A 17,175-nucleotide genomic window follows, 5' to 3' on the forward strand; every position below is an offset into this window, starting at 1 on the left:
CTGGCGCTACCGGACAGGGGGGGTTACGGGTTGGCTGCGCTGCCGGGCTCGGCGCCGGTCCACGGGGTGATGGAGACCCGGATCTTGAGCCGGTTGCCGGGGTCTTCCGGCAGCCGCGAACGGTACTTGGTGCCCTTGTAGACGTAATCCACGTCGTAGGCGATGGGGCGGCGGAACTCGCGGCCGACCGGGATGATGCGGCAGTCGCGGGTCAGCAGCGGCCCGTTGTTGGCGGCCGGGGCCTCCACCAGCGGGGCGCCCTCCTCGGTGGTGCCGTCTTCACGCTTGAAGATGGAGCGCACCGAATCCATGAACCGGCCGAAACGCCCCTTGTCTTCCTGCGGCTCCTCGCCGGTCACGTTGACCGGGGCCAGGGTCCGCGTCGAGACGGGTTCGCAGTGCTCCTCGGTGCGGGTGGCCCGCAGGGTCTGGAACACAGGTTCGACATTGAGTACCTGCGCGTAGTCGAACTTGACGTTCTCCACGATCACCACCCGGTTACGGACCTCGCCATCCTGGGCGCACACCATGAAGGCGGCGCTTCCCAGCAGGCAGGCCAGCGTCAGCAACGAAGCGGATTTCATTGGCAACAGGAAAGAGGACAAGGTGGATAGTTTAGGCAGTGCCAGGCACAAGGGGCTGAACATTACCCTTCCGCGACGCATCTGCCCATAGCAGGGGGTGCCGTTTGCGACGCCCGGCCACCCCCGGGTCGGGGCAAAGGGTGCCCTGGCGCGGCACGGGGCCAGCGCTGGCGGCCGTTGTGATCTAAAATCGAGGGCTTGCCCCTACTCCGCCCGGCCCCACGCCCCATGACCCTGCGCCTGCACAACAACCTGACACGCCAGCTCGAACCGTTCACCCCGCTCGATCCGACCTGTCCGACCCTGTATGTGTGCGGCCCCACGGTCTACAACTATGTACATATCGGCAACGCCCGCGGCCCGGTGGTGTTCGGGGTGCTGGCCGACCTGCTGCGGCGCCGCTTTGGCGGCCTGCGCTACGCCCGCAACATCACCGACGTGGACGACAAGATCAACGCCGCCGCGCGTGAGCAGAACGTGCCGATCTCCACGATCACCGACCGCTTCGCTGCCGCCTACCGCGAGGACATGGCGGCGCTGGGCGTGGTGCCACCGGACATCGAGCCGGAAGCCACCGCGCACATTCCGCACATCATCACGATGATCGAGCAGCTCATCGCCGCCGGGCATGCCTATGCGGCCGATGGCCACGTGCTGTTCTCGGTGGCCTCCTACGCCGACTACGGCAAGCTCTCGCGCCGCGACCCGGACGAGATGCTGGCCGGCGCCCGCGTGGACGTGGCGCCCTACAAGCGCGACCCGGGCGACTTCGTGCTGTGGAAGCCGTCCAGCGACGACCTGCCCGGCTGGGCCTCGCCGTGGGGCCGTGGCCGCCCGGGCTGGCACATCGAGTGCTCGGCCATGGCCGCCGCGCACCTGGGCGCCACCATCGACATCCATGCCGGTGGCGTGGATCTGCAGTTCCCGCACCACGAAAACGAGATCGCGCAGAGCGAGTGCGCCCACGGCGGGCAGACCTTCGCCCGGTTCTGGCTGCACAACGGCATGCTCAACTTCGGCGGCGCCAAGATGAGCAAGTCGATCGGCAACATCGAGCGGGTCCACGACCTGGTGCGCCAGCACGCGCCCGAAGCGCTGCGCTACGCGCTGCTGTCGGCCCATTACCGGCAGCCGCTGGACTGGTCCGACGCGCTGATCGAACAGTCGGTGCGGACGCTGGACCGCCTGTACGGCACGCTGCGCGATCTGGTCGACGTGCAGGCGGCGGCGGTGATTCCGGCGGAGATCGAGGCGACGCTGGACGATGACCTCAACACGCCGCAGGCGCTGGCCGAGCTGGCCCGCATTGCCGGCGAAGCGCGCAAGGCCGCGGACAACGACAAGGCGCAGTGGAAGTCGGCCCTGCTCGGCGCGGGCCTGGCGCTGGGCCTGCTGCAGCAGGATCCGGCGGCGTGGTTCGGCACGGCCAGCGGCAGCAACGACGATGCGGCCATCCAGGCCCTGATCGATGCCCGTGCGGCCGCCAAGCAGGCGCGCGACTTCGCCCGTGCCGACGCCATCCGCGACCAGCTGGCCGCCGATGGCATTGTGCTGGAAGACACCGCCCAGGGCGTACGCTGGTCGAGAAAGCGCTAACCCCGCAACAACCGTAGAGACCGCTGTGACTGATTCCCCCTTCCCGCTCGAACCCACCGCCGCTGAAGCGCAGACCGCCATTGCCGAGGAGTTCGCCTTCTTCGGCGACTGGTCGGAGCGTTACCAGTACCTGATCGACCTTGGCCGCAAGCTGCCCGCCTTCCGCGAGGAATGGAAGACGGAAGAACACCGCCTGCTGGGCTGCCAGTCGATGGTCTGGATCGTGCCGGAGGGCAATGCGGACACGCTACGCTTCCATGCGATCAGCGATTCGGCCATTGTCTCGGGCCTGATCTACCTGGCGCTGCGGGTCTATTCGGGGCGTTCGGCGGCCGAGATCCTGGCCACCGAGCCAAGCTACATCCAGGACATCGGGCTGTCCCGCCACCTCTCGCCGACGCGCAGCAACGGCGTGGCGGCGATGCTGGCGTTCATCCGAGAGACCGCGCTGGCGCAGTCGGCACCGTGAGTTCCCCTGCCCCCACCGAGGTCGGCGAGAGCGCCCTTGGCCTGCTCGCGCGGCCGGGCTTTTCGCTGCTGCTGGCCTACCGCATCCTGGCGATGCTGTCCTACCAGATCGTGGCGGTCACGGTGGGCTGGCACATCTACGAAGTGACCCGCAATCCGTTCTCGCTGGGGCTGGTGGGCCTGGCCGAGGTGCTGCCGTTCTTCTGCGTGGCGCCGTTCGCCGGCTACCTGGTGGACCACCTGCCGCGCCGGCGGCTGGGCATGGTGGCCTGCGCGGGACTGGTGCTCACTGCGGTGGTGCTGACGGCGGTGGCCAAGGGCTGGCTGCCGTTCAACGGGGTCTGGCCGATCTATGCGGCGGTGGCGATGACCGGCATGGTCCGTGCCTTCCTGTCGCCCATCTACAACGCGCTGTTCGCGCGGGTGCTGGAGCGCCATCAGTTCGCGCGCGGCGCGGGGTTGGGTTCGGTGGTGTTCCAGGCCGGCATGGTCATTGGGCCGGCCCTGGGCGGCGTGCTGGTGGCCTGGGGCGGCAAGAGCGTGGCCTACGGGGTGGCGGTGGGCGTGGCGCTGGGTGCGTTGGGCTGCCTGGCCGCGCTGCGCGTCTCCGAGCCGGTCCATACCGGCCCGGCCGCGCCGATCTTCAAGAGCATCGCCGAGGGCGGCCGGTTCGTGCTGGGCAACCGGATCATGGTCGGAGCGATGGCGCTGGACATGTTTTCGGTGCTGCTGGGCGGCGTGGTGGCCATGCTGCCGGCGTTCCTGCACGAGATCCTGCACCACGGCCCGGAGGGCCTGGGCATCCTGCGCGCGGCCCCTGCGCTGGGGTCGGTCTGCGTGGGGCTGTGGCTGGCACGGCGCCCGCTGCAGCGCCATGCGGGGCGGGTGCTGCTGTTCGCCGTGGCCGGCTTCGGTCTGTGCGTGATCGGCTTCGGGCTGTCGCACAGTTTCTGGCTGTCGGCGGTGATCCTGCTCTTCTACGGGGCCTTCGACGGGGTCTCGGTGGTGATCCGTTCAACCATCCTGCAGCTGGCCACGCCCGAGGAAATGCGCGGCCGCGTGTCGTCGATCAACGGCATCTTCATCAGCTCCTCGAACGAGCTCGGCGCGTTCTACGCCGGCACGATGGCCAAGCTGCTCGGCCTGGTCCCCGCCGTGGTGCTGGGCGGCTTCGCGGTCTTGAGCGTGGCCGGCATCACCGCCTGGAAGAACCCGACCCTGCGCCGGTTGAATCTGCGCGATCTGCAATAACTGCACCTGCAACCGCCACAGCCTGGGTCTGCTGACCTGCGTGTAGAGGGCCGGCGGGTAGCAGCAAAGACGCTGCTGTTGCCTTCAGGCCGACGACCGCCTCCAAGGCAACAAAAAACCCGGCCGAGGCCGGGTTTTCTGCGTCAATCAACAACGCGTGGGGATCAGTCGCCCTGCTGCTTCTGCAGGTGCTCCCAACGCTCCTGGGCGTCGATGGTGCGTTCGGCGGTCAGACGCGCTTCGAGGCGGTCCAGGCCGATTTCTTCGCCGGTGTCCACGCAGTAGCCGTAGTCACCGTCTTCCAGGCGCTTGAGCGTGCTGTTGATCTTGCCGATCAGCTTGCGGTAACGGTCGCGGGTACGCAGTTCCAGCGAGTTCTCGGTCTCGCGGGTGGCGCGCTCGGCTTCGTCGCCGATGTCACGTACTTCTTCCTGCAGGTTGGCGATGGTCTGCTTGGATTCTTCGACCAGTTCATTGCGCCAGGTCTGCAGGCGCTGGCGGAAATACTCCAGCTGCAGGGGGCTCATGTACTCCTCTTCCGCGCTCGGCTTGTAGCCGGCAGGCAGGATCGGACGGCCGGTGGCTTCGTCAGTCTTGTATTCCACGACCTTGACCTTGGTGCGCGGGGCCGGGGCGGACGAACGCGCGGCCACGGCAACGGCGACCTTGCCGACCGGACGCGACACGGGCTTGGGGGCGGATTCGGACTTCACGGGGGTTTTTGCAGGCGATTTCGAAACGGGCACGGGATTCTTGTTTTGCGGGGCTTTTGGCGCGGGGGCTGCCGCCACCGGCTTCGGCGCGGACGCCGGAGCAGGAGCAGGCTTGGCCGCGGCCTTGGCCGGGACAGACTTGGCCGGCGCCGGCGGAGCCGGCTTCGGTGCGGACTTCACTACGGGTGCTGCGGCCGGCTTGGCCGCCGGCTTGGTTGCCACCGGCTTGCTGGCCGGCTTGACGGCCTTTACCGGCTTGGCCGGGGCAGGCTTGGCAACCGCTTTTTTCACCGGCGCGGGCTTGGCCGCCGGGGTAACGGATTTCTTGGCCACGGTCTTGCTGGCGGGCGCGACCTTCTTCACTGGTCCTTTGACGACCGGTGCTTTGGCGACAGCCTTCTTCGCCACCGTCGTGCTGGTGGCAGCCTTCTTCACCGGCGCTTTAGCGACCACCGGCTTCTTGGCCACGGCCTTCTTGACCGCCTTGGCCGGCGCCTTGGTGGCCGACTTCTTGACGGGTGCCGTCCTGGCCGCCGGTTGTTTGGATGCAGGCTTGCCCGCCGGCTTTGCGGCCGGTTTTTTGGCAACGGACTTGGCCGCCAACTTCGTTACAACAGGCTTGGCGGTTTTCTTGGCGGCCTTGACGGCCTTCTTTGCAGTTTTTTTAGCAGCCACGAAACGCTCTTCCTTGGTTTCCCCGGGGCCCGGGAAAGCGGGCCTTTATAGCCTACCCGACCAGCAGCAGCAACCACACCGCCCACTCCGTTCAGCCGCGGAGCCGGCGGTGCCCGGTCGTCGCCCGGCTGGGGCTGGACCGACCTGCGCAGTTCGGAACCTGACCCGGCGCTGTCGCCGGGGCGGCCCGCCGCATGGATGGTGCGGGCGGGGCCAACACCCCATCCTGCGACAAATGCGGCCTTCATGCCAACTGCTCTAAGATTGGGGGGTGATCTCCCACCTGCTCATCGCCCTGCTGCGCTTCTACAAGCGCTTCATCAGCCCGCTGCTGGGGCCGCGCTGCCGCTTCATGCCCAGCTGTTCTGAATACGCCATGCAGGCCATCGCCACCCATGGCCCCGCGCGCGGCAGCTGGCTGGCCGCCCGGCGGCTGGGGCGCTGCCATCCCTTCCATCCCGGTGGCGTGGACGAGGTGCCGCCGCGCACCGCGCCCGCCGACTGCCGCTGCACAGGAAAACACTGAATGTCCGCCACGCTCATCGTCAACGCCCGCCTGGTCAACGAAGGTCGCATCTTCGACGGCGACCTGCGCATTGAAAACGGCCGCATCGCGCAGATCGGCACTGGCCTGGAGCCGCAGCCCGGCGACAGCGTGGTCGACGCCGCCGGCCGCTGGCTGCTGCCGGGCATGATCGACGACCAGGTGCACTTCCGCGAACCCGGCCTGACCCACAAGGGTGACATCGCCACCGAATCGGCCGCCGCGGTGGCCGGTGGGTTGACCAGCTTCATGGACATGCCCAACACCAACCCGCCCACGCTCAATGCCGAGGCGCTGCAGGCCAAGTACGACGCCGCTGCCGGCCGCGCGCGCGCCAACTACGGCTTCTACATGGGCGCCAGCAACGACAACCTGGCCGACATCAAGGTGGTGGACCCGAAGAACTCGCCGGGCATCAAGGTGTTCATGGGCGCTTCGACCGGCAACATGCTGGTCGACAACCCGGAAACGCTGGACGCGATCTTCAAGTACGCCCCCACCCCGATCATCACGCACTGCGAAGACACGCCGATGATCGACGCCAAGGCGAAGGAATACGCCGAGAAGTACGGCGATGCGCTGAGCGCCGAACAGCACCCGGACATCCGGTCGCGCGAGGCCTGCCTGAAGTCGTCCGAGCTGGCGGTGGCGCTGGCGAAGAAGCACGGCACCCGCCTGCACGTGCTGCACATCTCCACCGCCGATGAGCTGAAGCTGTTCGAGAAGGGCCCGCTGGTCCGCGCCGACGGCAGCCGCAAGCAGATCACCGCCGAAACCTGCATCCATTTCCTGCGTTTCGACCGCAGCGACTACGCGCGCCTGGGCAACCTGATCAAGTGCAACCCGGCGATCAAGGAAGCCAGCGACCGCGAGGCGCTGACCCAGGCCGTGGCCGACAACGTGATCGACGTGCTGGCCACCGACCACGCCCCGCACACCTGGGAAGAGAAGCAGAAGCCCTACCCGCAGGCGCCCTCCGGCCTGCCGCTGGTGCAGTACGCGCTGGTGGCGGCGCTGGAACTGGTGCATGAAGGCAAGCTGGAGATTACCCAGGTCGTGCAGAAGTTCGCCCACGCCCCGGCGCAGCTGTTCGACGTGAGCCAGCGCGGCTACCTGCGCGAAGGCTATTGGGCCGACCTGGTGCTGGTGGAGGACGTGCCGTTCACCGTCAAGCGCGAAGACGTGCTGTCCAAGTGTGGCTGGTCGCCGTTCGAGGGCACCACCTTCCGTTCGCGCATCGCTTCGACCTGGGTCAATGGCCAGCTGGCGTGGGATGGCCAGCAGCTGGTGGGCGCACCGAACGGCCAGCGCATGAGCTACGACCGCTGATGCGGGCTACCGTTTTGGGCCTGGGCCTGCTGGCCCTGGCCCCGCTGGCGGCGCTGGTCGTCGTGCCCACCCCTGCCCTGGCCCAGGCCGACGCCCGCGTGGTGTTCCCGGCCAGCGCCTCGCAGGGTGCCATGGTGATCGGCAAGGTGCCGGCCGGCAGCACGGTGCAGTACGCCGGCCGCACGCTGCGGGTGAGCGGCTATGGCAGTGTCGTGTTCGGCATCGGCCGCGATGAGCAGGGCCCGCTGCAGGTGCAGGTACAGCGCCCCGACGGCGGCAGCGAGACGGTGAGCATCGCCGTGACCGCGCGCGACTGGCCGGTGGAGCGGGTCAACGGCGTGCCGCCCAAGACGGTGAACCCGCCGCCGGCGATCGCCGAGCGGATCAAGCGCGAGCAGGCGCAGGTCACCGCCGCCCGCGCCCGCGATGACAACCGTGCCGATTTCGCCCAAGCGTTCATCTGGCCGGTGCAGGGACGCATCAGCGGCCGCTTCGGCAATGCGCGCGTGTACAACGGCCAGCCCGGGTCGGGCCATTCGGGCATGGACATCGCGGTGCCCACCGGCACCCCGGTCAAGGCGCCGGCCGCCGGCGTGGTGACCTTTGCCGGCCCGGACCTGTACCTGACCGGCGGCACGCTGTTGCTGGACCATGGCTTCGGGATCAGCTCCAACTTCCTGCACCTGTCGCGTATCGATGTGAAGGTGGGTGATCGGGTGGAACAGGGCCAGGTGATCGCCGCGGTGGGCGCCACCGGGCGTGCCACGGGGCCGCACCTGCATTGGGGCATGAACTGGTTCGATACGCGGATGGATCCGCTGCTGGTGCTCGAACGCAATCGGTAGCGGCAAACGCCACGCCGTAGAGCCACGCCCTGCGTGGCTGCGTTTTGTTCCGGCACCGCGCAGCCACGCAGGGCGTGGCTCTACCGCTTGTTTCGGCACCGCGCAGCCACGCAGGGCGTGGCTCTACCGCTTGTTTCGGCACCGCGCAGCCACGCAGGGCGTGGCTCTACCGCTTGTTCCGGCACCGCGCAGCCACGCAGGGCGTGGCTCTACCGCTTGTTTCGGCACCGCGCAGCCACGCAGGGCGTGGCTCTACCGCTTGTTTCGGCACCGCGCAGCCACGCAGGGCGTGGCTCTACCCTCTTGCGGCCCACCACGTGCGCAGCAGCGTGCGCAGCGGCGTGGCCTTCAGCTCGCGGCCGTGCGCCCACGCCTGCTGGCGGGTGCGCGCCAGCGAGGCGTACAGGCGGCGCGGTCGTGGGCCGGACACCCGGGCCGGCCAATCACGCAGCAACTGCTGCGCCCAGCGCTGCGGCGCATGGCCATCATCCTGCGCCAACAGCGAACGCGGCACCGCCGCCACGCCGGCTTCGTGCAGGCGCTGGGCCAGCACCTGCAGCACCACCGGGGTGGCAACGTCGCCGCGGGCCGGCGTACCGAACATCACCGCTTCCACCGCCGCCACGGCCGCGCCGTAGCCCTGCAGCGCGCGCCGCGCCTGCTCCGGGTCGGCCGCCACCGCACGTGCCTCGATCAGGTCAGGCAGGGTCTCCGCCAGCTCGCCCCACGGCGCACGCACCGGCTCCAGCAGCCGCCCAAGCGGATGCCGCGAGCGCTGCGCGGACCAGCTGCGCAGCTCCTCGCCCCACCACGCCAGCTTGGCGTCGGCCGGCATCGGGTCGCCGGCGGTATTGAGGATGTCGTCGAACTCCTGCAGCAGCGCGAACCATGCCACCACGAGGGCGCGTTGGGATTCGGCGATGAACGGTTCGGCCACCTGCCATTCCGGCCAGCGGGTCCGCCATTTGTCGAGGAAACTGTCGAGGGCAGTGGAAGTGGTCATTGCAGATGTCCTGGTGAAGCGCGTACCGACCAACGGTATGCCCGCCTTTGGCGGGCACCCTTGCGGGCCGTCGCGGGCGACGTTGGGAACGACAGTGTCGTTCCTTGCGGTACCTACCCATGTTGAGCCGCCAGCGTTACCGGCGCGACGCTGGCCACGCGGCGGCACGCTGCAGCTTAGCCGGCTGTTCGATCATGACCTCGGCACCCCAGGCCAGCGGGTCGTCGGCGTCCAGGCGGTAGCCCCACAGCGCGGCCACCGAGGCCATGCCGGCGGCATTGGCCGCGACGATGTCGCGCTCGTCGTCGCCGACGTAGATGCAGGTGCCCGGGTCGATGCCCATGCGCTCGGCCGCCGCCAGCAGCGGCAGCGGGTGCGGCTTGCGCTGGGCCAGGGTGTCGCCGCCGATCAGCACCGCACAGCGGGTTTCCCAGCCGAGCTGCGGCAGGATCAGCCGCGCCAGGTACTCCGGCTTGTTGGTGACGATGCCCCAGGCACAGCCTGCCGCTTCCAATGCTTCAAGCATGCCGGCCACGCCGTCGAACAGCACCGCGTGCTGGCCGATCAGTGCTTCGTAACGGTCCAGGAACTCGGGCACCAGCGCATCACGCGCCTCCTGCCCCAGCCCCGGGAACGCCACGGACACCATCGCGCGCGAGCCCTTGGAGACCACCGGGCGCAACGCGTCCAAGCTGATCGGCGCGCGCCCGCGCACAGCCAGCATCGCGTTGGCGGTCGCCAGCATGTCCGGCGCGCTGTCCAGCAGCGTGCCATCCAGATCGAACAGAACCGCCTGCGGGAACAGGCCCGCGTGGACGCCGGACTCAGACACGGGCGGCATCGTCCGGCTTGACCGCGTAGGCCAGGTAATTGATGTCGGTGCGCGAGCTCAGGCGCGCGCGGTTGCGCCACGGCTCGTAGGCCATGCCGCTGACATCGCGCAGGTTGAAATCAGACTCGCGCAGCCACTTGCCCAGTTCGGCCGGCTTGATGAAATCCTGATAGTGGTGCGTGCCCTTGGGCAGCAGGCGCGCCACGTATTCGGCGCCCACGATGGCCACCGCGAACGCGGCCGGGGTGCGGTTGACGGTGGACAGGAACAGCTGGCCGCCGGGCTTGAGCAGGCGGTGGCAGGCGGCGATGATCGCGCCCGGGTCCGGCACGTGCTCCAGCATTTCCATGCAGGTCACCACGTCGAAGCTGCCCGGCTGTTCGGCGGCCAGGTCTTCAGCGGCCTGCACGCGGTAATCCACGCTGACGCCCGACTCCAGCCCGTGCAGGCGCGCGACCTTGACCAGCTCCGGCGCCAGGTCGATGGCAGTGACCTCCGCGCCTTCCTTGGCCAGTGCCTCGCTCAGCAGGCCGCCGCCGCAGCCGATGTCCAGCACCCGCGCACCGCGCAGGCGGGCACGCGTGGCCACGTACTGCAGGCGCACCGGGTTCAGCGCATGCAGCGGCTTCTGCGGGCCGTCGGTATCCCACCAGCGGTTGGCGAGCGCGGCGAATTTGTCCAGCTCGGCCTGGTCGAAATTGGTGGAAGCGTGGGGGGCATTCATGGGGAAATCCTCGGCGCGATCAGGCGCGCGCAATCAAGCACGGATGTGGCGGATACGCTCGCGCCACTGGCGGGCGTTGGCGACGATCGCGGCGGTGTCCATGCCAACCAGCTCGCGCTGGACCAGCTTGGGCTGCCCAGCGATCCAGACATCACTGACCTGGTGGCGGCCGGCGGCATAGACAAGCTGGGAAAGCACGTGGTGCAGCGGCTGGGTTTCCAGCGCGGACAGATCCACGCAGACCAGATCCGCCTGCTTGCCCACTTCGATCGACCCGATCCGGTCGCCGAAGCCCAGCGCGCGCGCACCGCCCAGGGTGGCCGCACGCAGCGTGGTGGCCGCGTCCAGCGCGGTGGCATCGTTGGCAACGGCCTTGGCCAGGATGGCCGCGGTGCGGTTCTCGCTGAACATGTCCAGATCGTTGTTGCTGGCGCAGCCGTCGGTGCCGATCGCCAGGTTCACCCCGGCGCGCTGCAGGGCGCAGGCCGGGCAGAAGCCGGAGGCCAGCTTCAGGTTGGACTCGGGGCAATGCACCACGCTGACGCCACGTTCGGCGCAGAGGTGGATTTCCGCCTCGGTCAGCTGGGTCATGTGCACCGCGATCAGGCGGTCGTTGACCAGGCCAAGACGGTCCAGCCGCGCCAACGGGCGCTGGCCGTGCAGCTTGATCGAATCGCTGATTTCCTGGGCGGTTTCATGCGTGTGCAGGTGCACCGGCATGTCCAGCTGGTCGGACAGCATGCGCACGCGTTCGAAATTGGCGTCGTTGACGGTGTACGGCGCGTGCGGCGCGAACGAGGTGCCGATCAGCGGATCGTTGCGCCACTGATCATGCAGTTCGCCGGCCTTGGCAAAGTACTCATCATCGGTCTTGGCCCAGGCGGTGGGGAAATCGATGATCACCGCGCCCACCAGCGCACGGAAGCCGTGCTGCTTGTAGACGGCCGCCTGGACGTCGCCGAAGAAGTAGTTTTCGTTGGCGCAGGTGGTACCACCGCGCAGCATCTCGGCGATGGCCAGGGTGGTGCCGTCGGCCACGAACTCCGGCCCGATCACCGCCGCTTCCACCGGCCAGATGTGCTGCTGCAGCCACACCATCAGCGGCAGGTCGTCGGCCACGCCGCGCAGCAGCGTCATCGGATTGTGCGTATGCGCATTGACCAGCCCGGGCATCAGCGCCGCATCGGGGCGCGACACCACCTGGCGCGCATCGAACCGCGCGCGGGCCTCGGCACGCGGCAGGATGGCGATGATCTCGCTGCCGCGCACGGCCACGGCATGGTCTTCCAGCACCACCGCATGCGGTTCGATCGGGACCACGTAACCGGCTTCGATCAGCAGGTCACAGGGTTCGGGAATGCGGGAGGTGTCGGTCATGCGGGCTCGCTGTAGCGGTCGGGGGGCTCGCCGGCGGGGCTCGGCGAGGGACTTTCTGGTAGAGCGGACTGTTGGTCCGCTGCCTTTTCCGTTGCTTTTTTGGTAGAGCGGACTGTTAGTCCGCTGCCTTTTCCGTTGCCCGTTGAGAGCCCGTTGAGAGCAGCGGACTAACAGTCCGCTCTACACAGTCCGCTCTACACAGTCGGCTCTACCGTAATCCGGCCTGCGGTCGGATTACTTTCCTGCGCGGGCGGAGTATTCGCCCGAGCGGGTGTCGACCTTGATGATTTCATCCTGGTTGACGAACAGCGGCACGCGGACCACGGCGCCGGTTTCCAGGGTGGCCGGCTTGCCGCCGCCGCCCGAGGTGTCGCCACGGACGCCCGGGTCGGTCTCGGTGATCTTCAGCTCGACGAAGTTCGGCGGCTGCACGAAGATCGGCTCGCCGTTCCACAGGGTCACGATGCAGACTTCCTCGCCCTTCAGCCACTTCTCGGCGCCGCCCATGCCGGACTTGGTGGCCTGGACCTGCTCGAAGGTTTCCGGGTCCATGAAGTGCCAGTACTCGCCGTCGCTGTACATGAAGTCCATGTTGGTATCCACGACATCGGCCTTCTCCACGTCGTCGGTGGCCTTCATGGTCATTTCGACCACGCGGCCCGACTTGATGAAGCGGTACTTCATGCGGGTGAAGGCCTGGCCCTTGCCCGGCTTGACGTACTCGGTCTCGGTGATGACCGCCGGTTCATTGTTGATCAGGATTTTCATCCCGTTCTTGACGTCGTTCATGCCAACAGTGGCCATGCTGAAACTCCTGAATGGGCAAACGCCGCGCAGGCGCGGCGAGCCGGATAGAATGGATGACCCGCCGGCGACGGCGGGTTGACGCGTTTTTCTGACCCATATGATAACCGCAGGCCCCCATTCCATGCAGCTCTCCGCCACACCCCTGCCCTCCCCCGTACGCTGGCAACAGCTGTGGCGCGAGGCGGTCCGCGACCCGCGGATCCTGCTGGGGCAGCTGGGGCTGGACCCGGACGAACTGCCGCTCTCGGCCGAGGCCGCGCAACAGTTCGCGCTGCGGGTGCCCCAGGGCTTCATTGCCCGGATGCGCCACGGCGACCGCCACGACCCCCTGCTGCGCCAGGTGCTGCCGGTCACCGATGAGCTGCAGCATGCGCCGGGCTTTACCCTGGACGCGGTCGGCGACGGCCTGGCGCGTAAAGCCACCGGGGTGATCCAGAAGTACCAGGGGCGGGCCCTGCTGGTGACCACCGGCAGCTGCGCGATCAACTGCCGCTACTGCTTCCGCCGACATTTCGATTACGGCACGGAGAACGCCGCCCGCGAGGGCTGGCGCGAGGCGGTGGATGCGATCGCCCAGGATCCTGCCATCGACGAGGTGATCCTGTCGGGTGGCGACCCGCTGTCGCTGGCCACCCACAAGCTGGTCGAGCTGACCGACGCGCTGAAGCAGATTCCGCACCTGCGCCGCCTGCGCATCCACAGCCGCCTGCCGGTGGTGCTGCCCGAGCGTGTGGACGACGAGCTGGTGCAGTGGATCGCCTCGCTGCCGTGGCCGGTGGCATTCGTGATCCACGCCAACCATGCCAACGAATTCGACACCGCAGTGGATGCCGCGATGGCATGCCTGCGTGGCGCCGGCGCCACCCTGCTGAACCAGGCGGTGCTGCTGCGCGGGGTCAACGATTCGCTGCAGGCGCTGCAGGACCTGAGCGAGCGCAGCTTCGCTGCGGGTGTGCTGCCGTATTACCTGTACCAGGTGGACCGGGTGCAGGGCGTGGCGCATTTCGAGGTGGACGATGCCACGGCCAAATCGCTGCATGCGCAGCTGACGGCCAGGTTGTCGGGGTATCTGGTGCCGAAGCTGGTGCGGGAAATTTCGGGCGATTCCAGTAAACGGCCGGTGTAACGCCGATTTCCACGTAAAGCCAACGCACACGGTCGCCTGCTCTAAATGGGCCGCGCTGCGCGCGGTCTCCACGCAGGGCGTGGATCTACGGATCATTTCCGCGGTCGCAATGGCATCGCGCCGAAACGCGGATCATTTCCGCGCCGGCGAACGCACCCCGCCGAAAAGCGACGCGCGACGCTGCGGGCAGGTCACCACCGAGGGTCGTCACGCCTTTCAGCGCCCGGATTCAATCATCTCCACGACCTCGGTCGCGGTGATCGGCACGCTCAGCAGGTACCCCTGCGCCAGGTCGCAGCCGCGCTGGCTGAGCAGGTCGAACTGCACTTCCTGTTCGATGCCTTCGGCTACCACCGTGATGCCCAGCGCATGGGCCATGGCGATGATCGCCGTGGTCAGGGCCAGGTCGTCCGGGTCGCGCTGCATGTCGGCCACGAAACTCTTGTCGATCTTCACCCCGTCCACCGGCACCTGGCGCAGGTGGCTCAGCCCGGAGAAGCCGGTGCCGAAGTCATCCAGCCAGACCTTCACGCCGGTGCGGTGCAGCTTGTCCAGCAATGCCGCGGCGAGCATCTCATCGCCGATCACCGCCGTTTCGGTCAGCTCCAGATGCAGGCGCGCGGCCGGCAGGCCGGTCTCGCGCAGGCAGTCGGCCACCAGGGTCGGCAGTTCGCCGCCACGCAGCTGGCGCGGCGAGACGTTCACCGAGACGAACATGCCTTCGCCGTCGCTCGAATGCGGCCACTGCACCGCCTCCATGCAGGCCGCGCGCAGCACCTTCGGCCCGATCACCTCGATCAGCCCGCTCTGCTCGGCCACTTCAATGAACACCGACGGCGGAATCGTGCCCAGGGTCGGGTGCTGCCAGCGCAGCAGCACTTCCACGCCGACCATGCGCCGGTCGCGGGTGCGGAAGATGGGCTGGTAGACCAGGCGCAGCTCGCCGCGTTCCCAGGCGCCGCGCAGCTCCTGCTCCATGTGCACGCGGCGCTCCACCGCATGGTCCATGGCCCGGCTGTAATACCGGTAGCAGTTCTTGCCCGCCATCTTGGCCTGGTACATGGCGATATCGCCGTTCTTCAGCAGCGTCGTGGCATCGGCGGCATCGTCGGGGAACAGGGTCACGCCGATCGACGTGCCCAGGAACAGTTCCCTGCCCTGCACCACCAGCGGCTTGCTCAGCTCGCGCACGAGGATCTCGGCGAGCTGGCGGGCACCGGCGGCCACGTCGCCATCGCCGATCAGGATCACGAATTCATCGCCGCCAAAGCGCGCCAGCAGGGCCTCGTCGCCACCGGCCTGCGCCACGGCGGCGCTGATGCGCTGGGCGAACTGCAGCAGCGCTTCGTCGCCGGCCTCATGGCCCAGGGTGTCGTTGACCCGCTTGAAATCGTCCATGTCGGCGAACAGCAGGCCCAACCGGTGGTTGGACGCACGGGCCGCCATCAACCGGTGGTCCAGCGCCTCGCGGAACGCGAGCCGGTTGGTCAGTCCGGTCAGGGCGTCGGTATACGCCATGTGCCGCACTTCACGGTCATGGCGCGCGATGGCCTCGCTCATCCGGCCGAACGCACGGACCAGTTCGCCGACCTCGTCCTTCCGGTCGCTCTGGCTCAGCTGCGGACGGTAGTCGCCCGCCTCGATCTGGCGCGCGGCCGCGGCCAGGCCACGGATCGGCCCCACCAGGGTGCGCTGCACATAGATCACCACCAGTACGCCGATCCCGACCAGCAGGCCCAGCATCAACAGCAGCCAGCCCAGGTGGCGCTTGCCGACCTGCTGCAGGCGCTCGCCCAGGGTCTGGTTGGCGCGCAGCTCCATGGCCTGCACGTCATCCAGCGCCATGCCGACGCGGACACCGCCGATGCGCTGGTTGCCGATCATGATGGGCATGGCGTTGTCGAGCACCTTGGGCGACTGCTGCACCACCAGCGCGCGCGCGCCGACGGCACCGGGCGCCAGCGGGTCCTGCATGGGCCGGCCGAAGTCGACCACCTCGGTGGAGCCGTCGTGGATGAGCTTGCCATCCTCGTCGAACACCAGCACGTAGCGCACCACCTGCTGCCGCGAGGTATTGCGCACCAGCGCGCCGACCTGCTCCAGGTCGTTGTAGTACAGCGGGTTGGCCAGCGCATCGGACAGTTCACGCGCCAGGGCCTCGCCCCGGCTGCGCACGCTGCGGTCGAACAGGTCATGGATGACGTTGCCGCTGAGGTGCTTGACCTCATCCTGCATCGTCGCCTGGCGCCCCAGCACCACCGCCACGATCGCCACCACCACCAACATTGCCCCGCCCATCGCCAATACGAAACGGGACTGCATTCCGGAACCCAACGGCCTCATTCCACTTCCATCCGCACGCGTGTAAGACCCTGTTTCAATTCATCCAAACGGTGCTGCATCTGCGCATCCACCCGATGGAACCCGGACGTACCAAAAAACTTTTCCAGCGCATCCTGCGCCTGCGGATCCGATGCTGCCTCCAGCAACACCTGCTGCAGCCGGTCGCGCACCTTCGGGTCCAGCCCGGCCCGCACCACTTCCACCGCACGCGGGTACGGCTCGGTGCGGTGGATGACCCGGAAGTCCCGACGGAACGTGGCCGGAATGCGGTGCGGGTCGGCCCAGTCCACGCTGCTCACGGCCCCGGCGTCGACCAGCCCCTTGTGCACGAAGGTGGCGATGTTGCCCTCCGAACGTGCAAATACATACCCCACGGTGTCCGGCGCGGCCGCGTCGCGCGCGGACAACAGGATCTCCGGGGTCAGCCCGTTCTGCAACAAGGTCATGACCGGCACCAGGTAGGCGCTGGTGGAGGCCACGTTCTGCAGGGCCAAGGTGTGGCCCTGGAGCTCGGCCAGCGAGGTGATCGCGCTGTCGCGGCGCACGAAGAACACGGTGTGGTAATCGCGCACGCCGCTGCGCTCGGTCAGCAGCAGCGGCTCGGCGCCGCTGCGCAGGCCCAGGTTCACGGCGGTTCCGGAGGTCTCGGTCACCCAGTCCACCCGGCCACGGCGCAGGTAACTGGCCATCTGCTGCGCATCGGGCGCCATCAGGATGCGGCCTTCGGTGATGCCGACATCCCGCATGCGCGGGACGACGTAATCCAGCAGGGGTTGCAGTTGCGCATAGTGTGACTTGGGGTTGTCGCTGATACGGCCCAGGACGAGCACATTGTCAGGGCCTGCGGCGGCCGTTCCGGTCATCGCGATGATGGCCAGACACAGCAACCCTCCCTGCAACAGCCATCGCAGCACCGGCAATCCCATTCGCTCCCCCCAAGGAATCGAAACAGCCTACC

At 68.1% G+C, this 17,175-nt stretch carries 16 protein-coding genes; 7 read left to right on the forward strand and 9 right to left on the reverse strand.

The features are described from left to right. Nucleotides 1-23: 23 nt before the first annotated feature. A complete protein-coding gene (locus AC3ITN_RS12735) occupies nt 24-584 on the reverse strand; it encodes a hypothetical protein (RefSeq protein WP_313344851.1) in 561 nt (186 codons plus the stop codon). Between the two features lie 228 nt (nt 585-812). On the opposite strand from AC3ITN_RS12735, the gene cysS reads away from it, so the two are divergent. The 3 genes from cysS to AC3ITN_RS12750 are packed head-to-tail and all read left to right on the forward strand — an operon-like array spanning nt 813 to nt 3,899. Further along, nucleotides 813-2,180: a cysteine--tRNA ligase gene (gene cysS, locus AC3ITN_RS12740; protein ID WP_489390743.1), complete on the forward strand. Its 1,368-nt coding sequence runs from the start codon at nt 813-815 to the stop codon at nt 2,178-2,180. 25 nt (nt 2,181-2,205) lie between these two features. Further along, on the forward strand, nt 2,206-2,649 hold the full coding sequence (locus AC3ITN_RS12745; protein ID WP_313344848.1) for a SufE family protein: 444 nt from the start codon (nt 2,206-2,208) through the stop codon (nt 2,647-2,649). Then, on the forward strand, nt 2,646-3,899 hold the full coding sequence (locus AC3ITN_RS12750) for an MFS transporter (protein ID WP_313344847.1): 1,254 nt from the start codon (nt 2,646-2,648) through the stop codon (nt 3,897-3,899). Before AC3ITN_RS12745 ends, AC3ITN_RS12750 begins: the two co-directional genes overlap by 4 nt. 164 nt (nt 3,900-4,063) lie before the next feature. On the opposite strand, the gene dksA is transcribed toward AC3ITN_RS12750, so the two are convergent. After that, nucleotides 4,064-5,287, reverse strand: a complete 1,224-nt coding sequence (gene dksA, locus AC3ITN_RS12755) for an RNA polymerase-binding protein DksA (RefSeq protein WP_489390744.1) — start codon at nt 5,285-5,287, stop codon at nt 4,064-4,066. A gap of 271 nt (nt 5,288-5,558) precedes the next feature. Here dksA and yidD point away from each other — a divergent pair, with 271 nt between their 5' ends. Genes yidD through AC3ITN_RS12770 form a run of 3 tightly spaced genes read left to right on the forward strand, consistent with a single transcriptional unit; the run spans nt 5,559 to nt 8,005 of the window. Further along, nucleotides 5,559-5,813, forward strand: a complete 255-nt coding sequence (yidD, locus tag AC3ITN_RS12760; RefSeq protein WP_313344838.1) for a membrane protein insertion efficiency factor YidD — start codon at nt 5,559-5,561, stop codon at nt 5,811-5,813. After that, nucleotides 5,814-7,160 (forward strand): dihydroorotase, encoded by a 1,347-nt coding sequence (locus AC3ITN_RS12765; protein ID WP_489390745.1) that lies wholly within the window; start codon nt 5,814-5,816, stop codon nt 7,158-7,160. Further along, nucleotides 7,160-8,005 (forward strand): M23 family metallopeptidase, encoded by an 846-nt coding sequence (locus AC3ITN_RS12770; protein ID WP_489390746.1) that lies wholly within the window; start codon nt 7,160-7,162, stop codon nt 8,003-8,005. Before AC3ITN_RS12765 ends, AC3ITN_RS12770 begins: the two co-directional genes overlap by 1 nt. A 295-nt stretch (nt 8,006-8,300) precedes the next feature. Here the strand turns inward: AC3ITN_RS12770 and AC3ITN_RS12775 are convergent, their stop codons facing one another. The 5 genes from AC3ITN_RS12775 to efp form a co-directional block, all read right to left on the reverse strand. After that, nucleotides 8,301-9,008, reverse strand: coding sequence for a squalene/phytoene synthase family protein (locus tag AC3ITN_RS12775; RefSeq protein ID WP_313344829.1), 708 nt, complete (start codon nt 9,006-9,008; stop codon nt 8,301-8,303). A gap of 136 nt (nt 9,009-9,144) precedes the next feature. Next, nucleotides 9,145-9,849, reverse strand: coding sequence for a phosphoglycolate phosphatase (locus tag AC3ITN_RS12780; protein ID WP_489390747.1), 705 nt, complete (start codon nt 9,847-9,849; stop codon nt 9,145-9,147). Beyond that, nucleotides 9,833-10,564: a bifunctional 2-polyprenyl-6-hydroxyphenol methylase/3-demethylubiquinol 3-O-methyltransferase UbiG gene (gene ubiG, locus AC3ITN_RS12785; protein WP_489390748.1), complete on the reverse strand. Its 732-nt coding sequence runs from the start codon at nt 10,562-10,564 to the stop codon at nt 9,833-9,835. Before ubiG ends, AC3ITN_RS12780 begins: the two co-directional genes overlap by 17 nt. A 33-nt stretch (nt 10,565-10,597) precedes the next feature. Further along, a complete protein-coding gene (locus AC3ITN_RS12790) occupies nt 10,598-11,941 on the reverse strand; it encodes a TRZ/ATZ family hydrolase (RefSeq protein ID WP_313344822.1) in 1,344 nt (447 codons plus the stop codon). Nucleotides 11,942-12,175: 234 nt separating this feature from the next. Next, nucleotides 12,176-12,745, reverse strand: a complete 570-nt coding sequence (gene efp / locus AC3ITN_RS12795; protein WP_313344820.1) for an elongation factor P — start codon at nt 12,743-12,745, stop codon at nt 12,176-12,178. A 100-nt stretch (nt 12,746-12,845) separates the two neighbouring features. On the opposite strand from efp, the gene epmB reads away from it, so the two are divergent. Continuing rightward, complete coding sequence (epmB, locus tag AC3ITN_RS12800) at nt 12,846-13,874, forward strand: EF-P beta-lysylation protein EpmB (protein WP_489390749.1); 1,029 nt, start codon at nt 12,846-12,848, stop codon at nt 13,872-13,874. Between the two features lie 216 nt (nt 13,875-14,090). On the opposite strand, the gene AC3ITN_RS12805 is transcribed toward epmB, so the two are convergent. Both AC3ITN_RS12805 and AC3ITN_RS12810 read right to left on the reverse strand, forming a co-directional pair. After that, nucleotides 14,091-16,217, reverse strand: coding sequence for a putative bifunctional diguanylate cyclase/phosphodiesterase (locus AC3ITN_RS12805; RefSeq protein ID WP_489390750.1), 2,127 nt, complete (start codon nt 16,215-16,217; stop codon nt 14,091-14,093). Then, entirely contained in the window at nt 16,214-17,143 is a 930-nt protein-coding gene (locus tag AC3ITN_RS12810) for a phosphate/phosphite/phosphonate ABC transporter substrate-binding protein (RefSeq protein WP_489390751.1), read from the reverse strand. The genes AC3ITN_RS12805 and AC3ITN_RS12810 overlap by 4 nt, the downstream gene beginning before the upstream one ends. Between the last annotated feature and the right edge of the window lie 32 nt (nt 17,144-17,175).

The organism is Stenotrophomonas sp. KH_036_B, from assembly GCF_057839485.1.

Coding starts and splice junctions, on each gene's coding strand:
- AC3ITN_RS12735 (WP_313344851.1), bottom strand. CDS start 584: ATGAAATCCGCTTCGTTGCTGACGCTGGCCTGCCTGCTGGGAAGCGCC.
- ubiG (WP_489390748.1), bottom strand. CDS start 10,564: ATGAATGCCCCCCACGCTTCCACCAATTTCGACCAGGCCGAGCTGGAC.
- AC3ITN_RS12780 (WP_489390747.1), bottom strand. CDS start 9,849: ATGCCGCCCGTGTCTGAGTCCGGCGTCCACGCGGGCCTGTTCCCGCAG.
- AC3ITN_RS12770 (WP_489390746.1), top strand. CDS start 7,160: ATGCGGGCTACCGTTTTGGGCCTGGGCCTGCTGGCCCTGGCCCCGCTG.
- AC3ITN_RS12775 (WP_313344829.1), bottom strand. CDS start 9,008: ATGACCACTTCCACTGCCCTCGACAGTTTCCTCGACAAATGGCGGACC.
- AC3ITN_RS12810 (WP_489390751.1), bottom strand. CDS start 17,143: ATGGGATTGCCGGTGCTGCGATGGCTGTTGCAGGGAGGGTTGCTGTGT.
- AC3ITN_RS12790 (WP_313344822.1), bottom strand. CDS start 11,941: ATGACCGACACCTCCCGCATTCCCGAACCCTGTGACCTGCTGATCGAA.
- AC3ITN_RS12805 (WP_489390750.1), bottom strand. CDS start 16,217: ATGAGGCCGTTGGGTTCCGGAATGCAGTCCCGTTTCGTATTGGCGATG.
- epmB (WP_489390749.1), top strand. CDS start 12,846: ATGATAACCGCAGGCCCCCATTCCATGCAGCTCTCCGCCACACCCCTG.
- AC3ITN_RS12765 (WP_489390745.1), top strand. CDS start 5,814: ATGTCCGCCACGCTCATCGTCAACGCCCGCCTGGTCAACGAAGGTCGC.
- cysS (WP_489390743.1), top strand. CDS start 813: ATGACCCTGCGCCTGCACAACAACCTGACACGCCAGCTCGAACCGTTC.
- efp (WP_313344820.1), bottom strand. CDS start 12,745: ATGGCCACTGTTGGCATGAACGACGTCAAGAACGGGATGAAAATCCTG.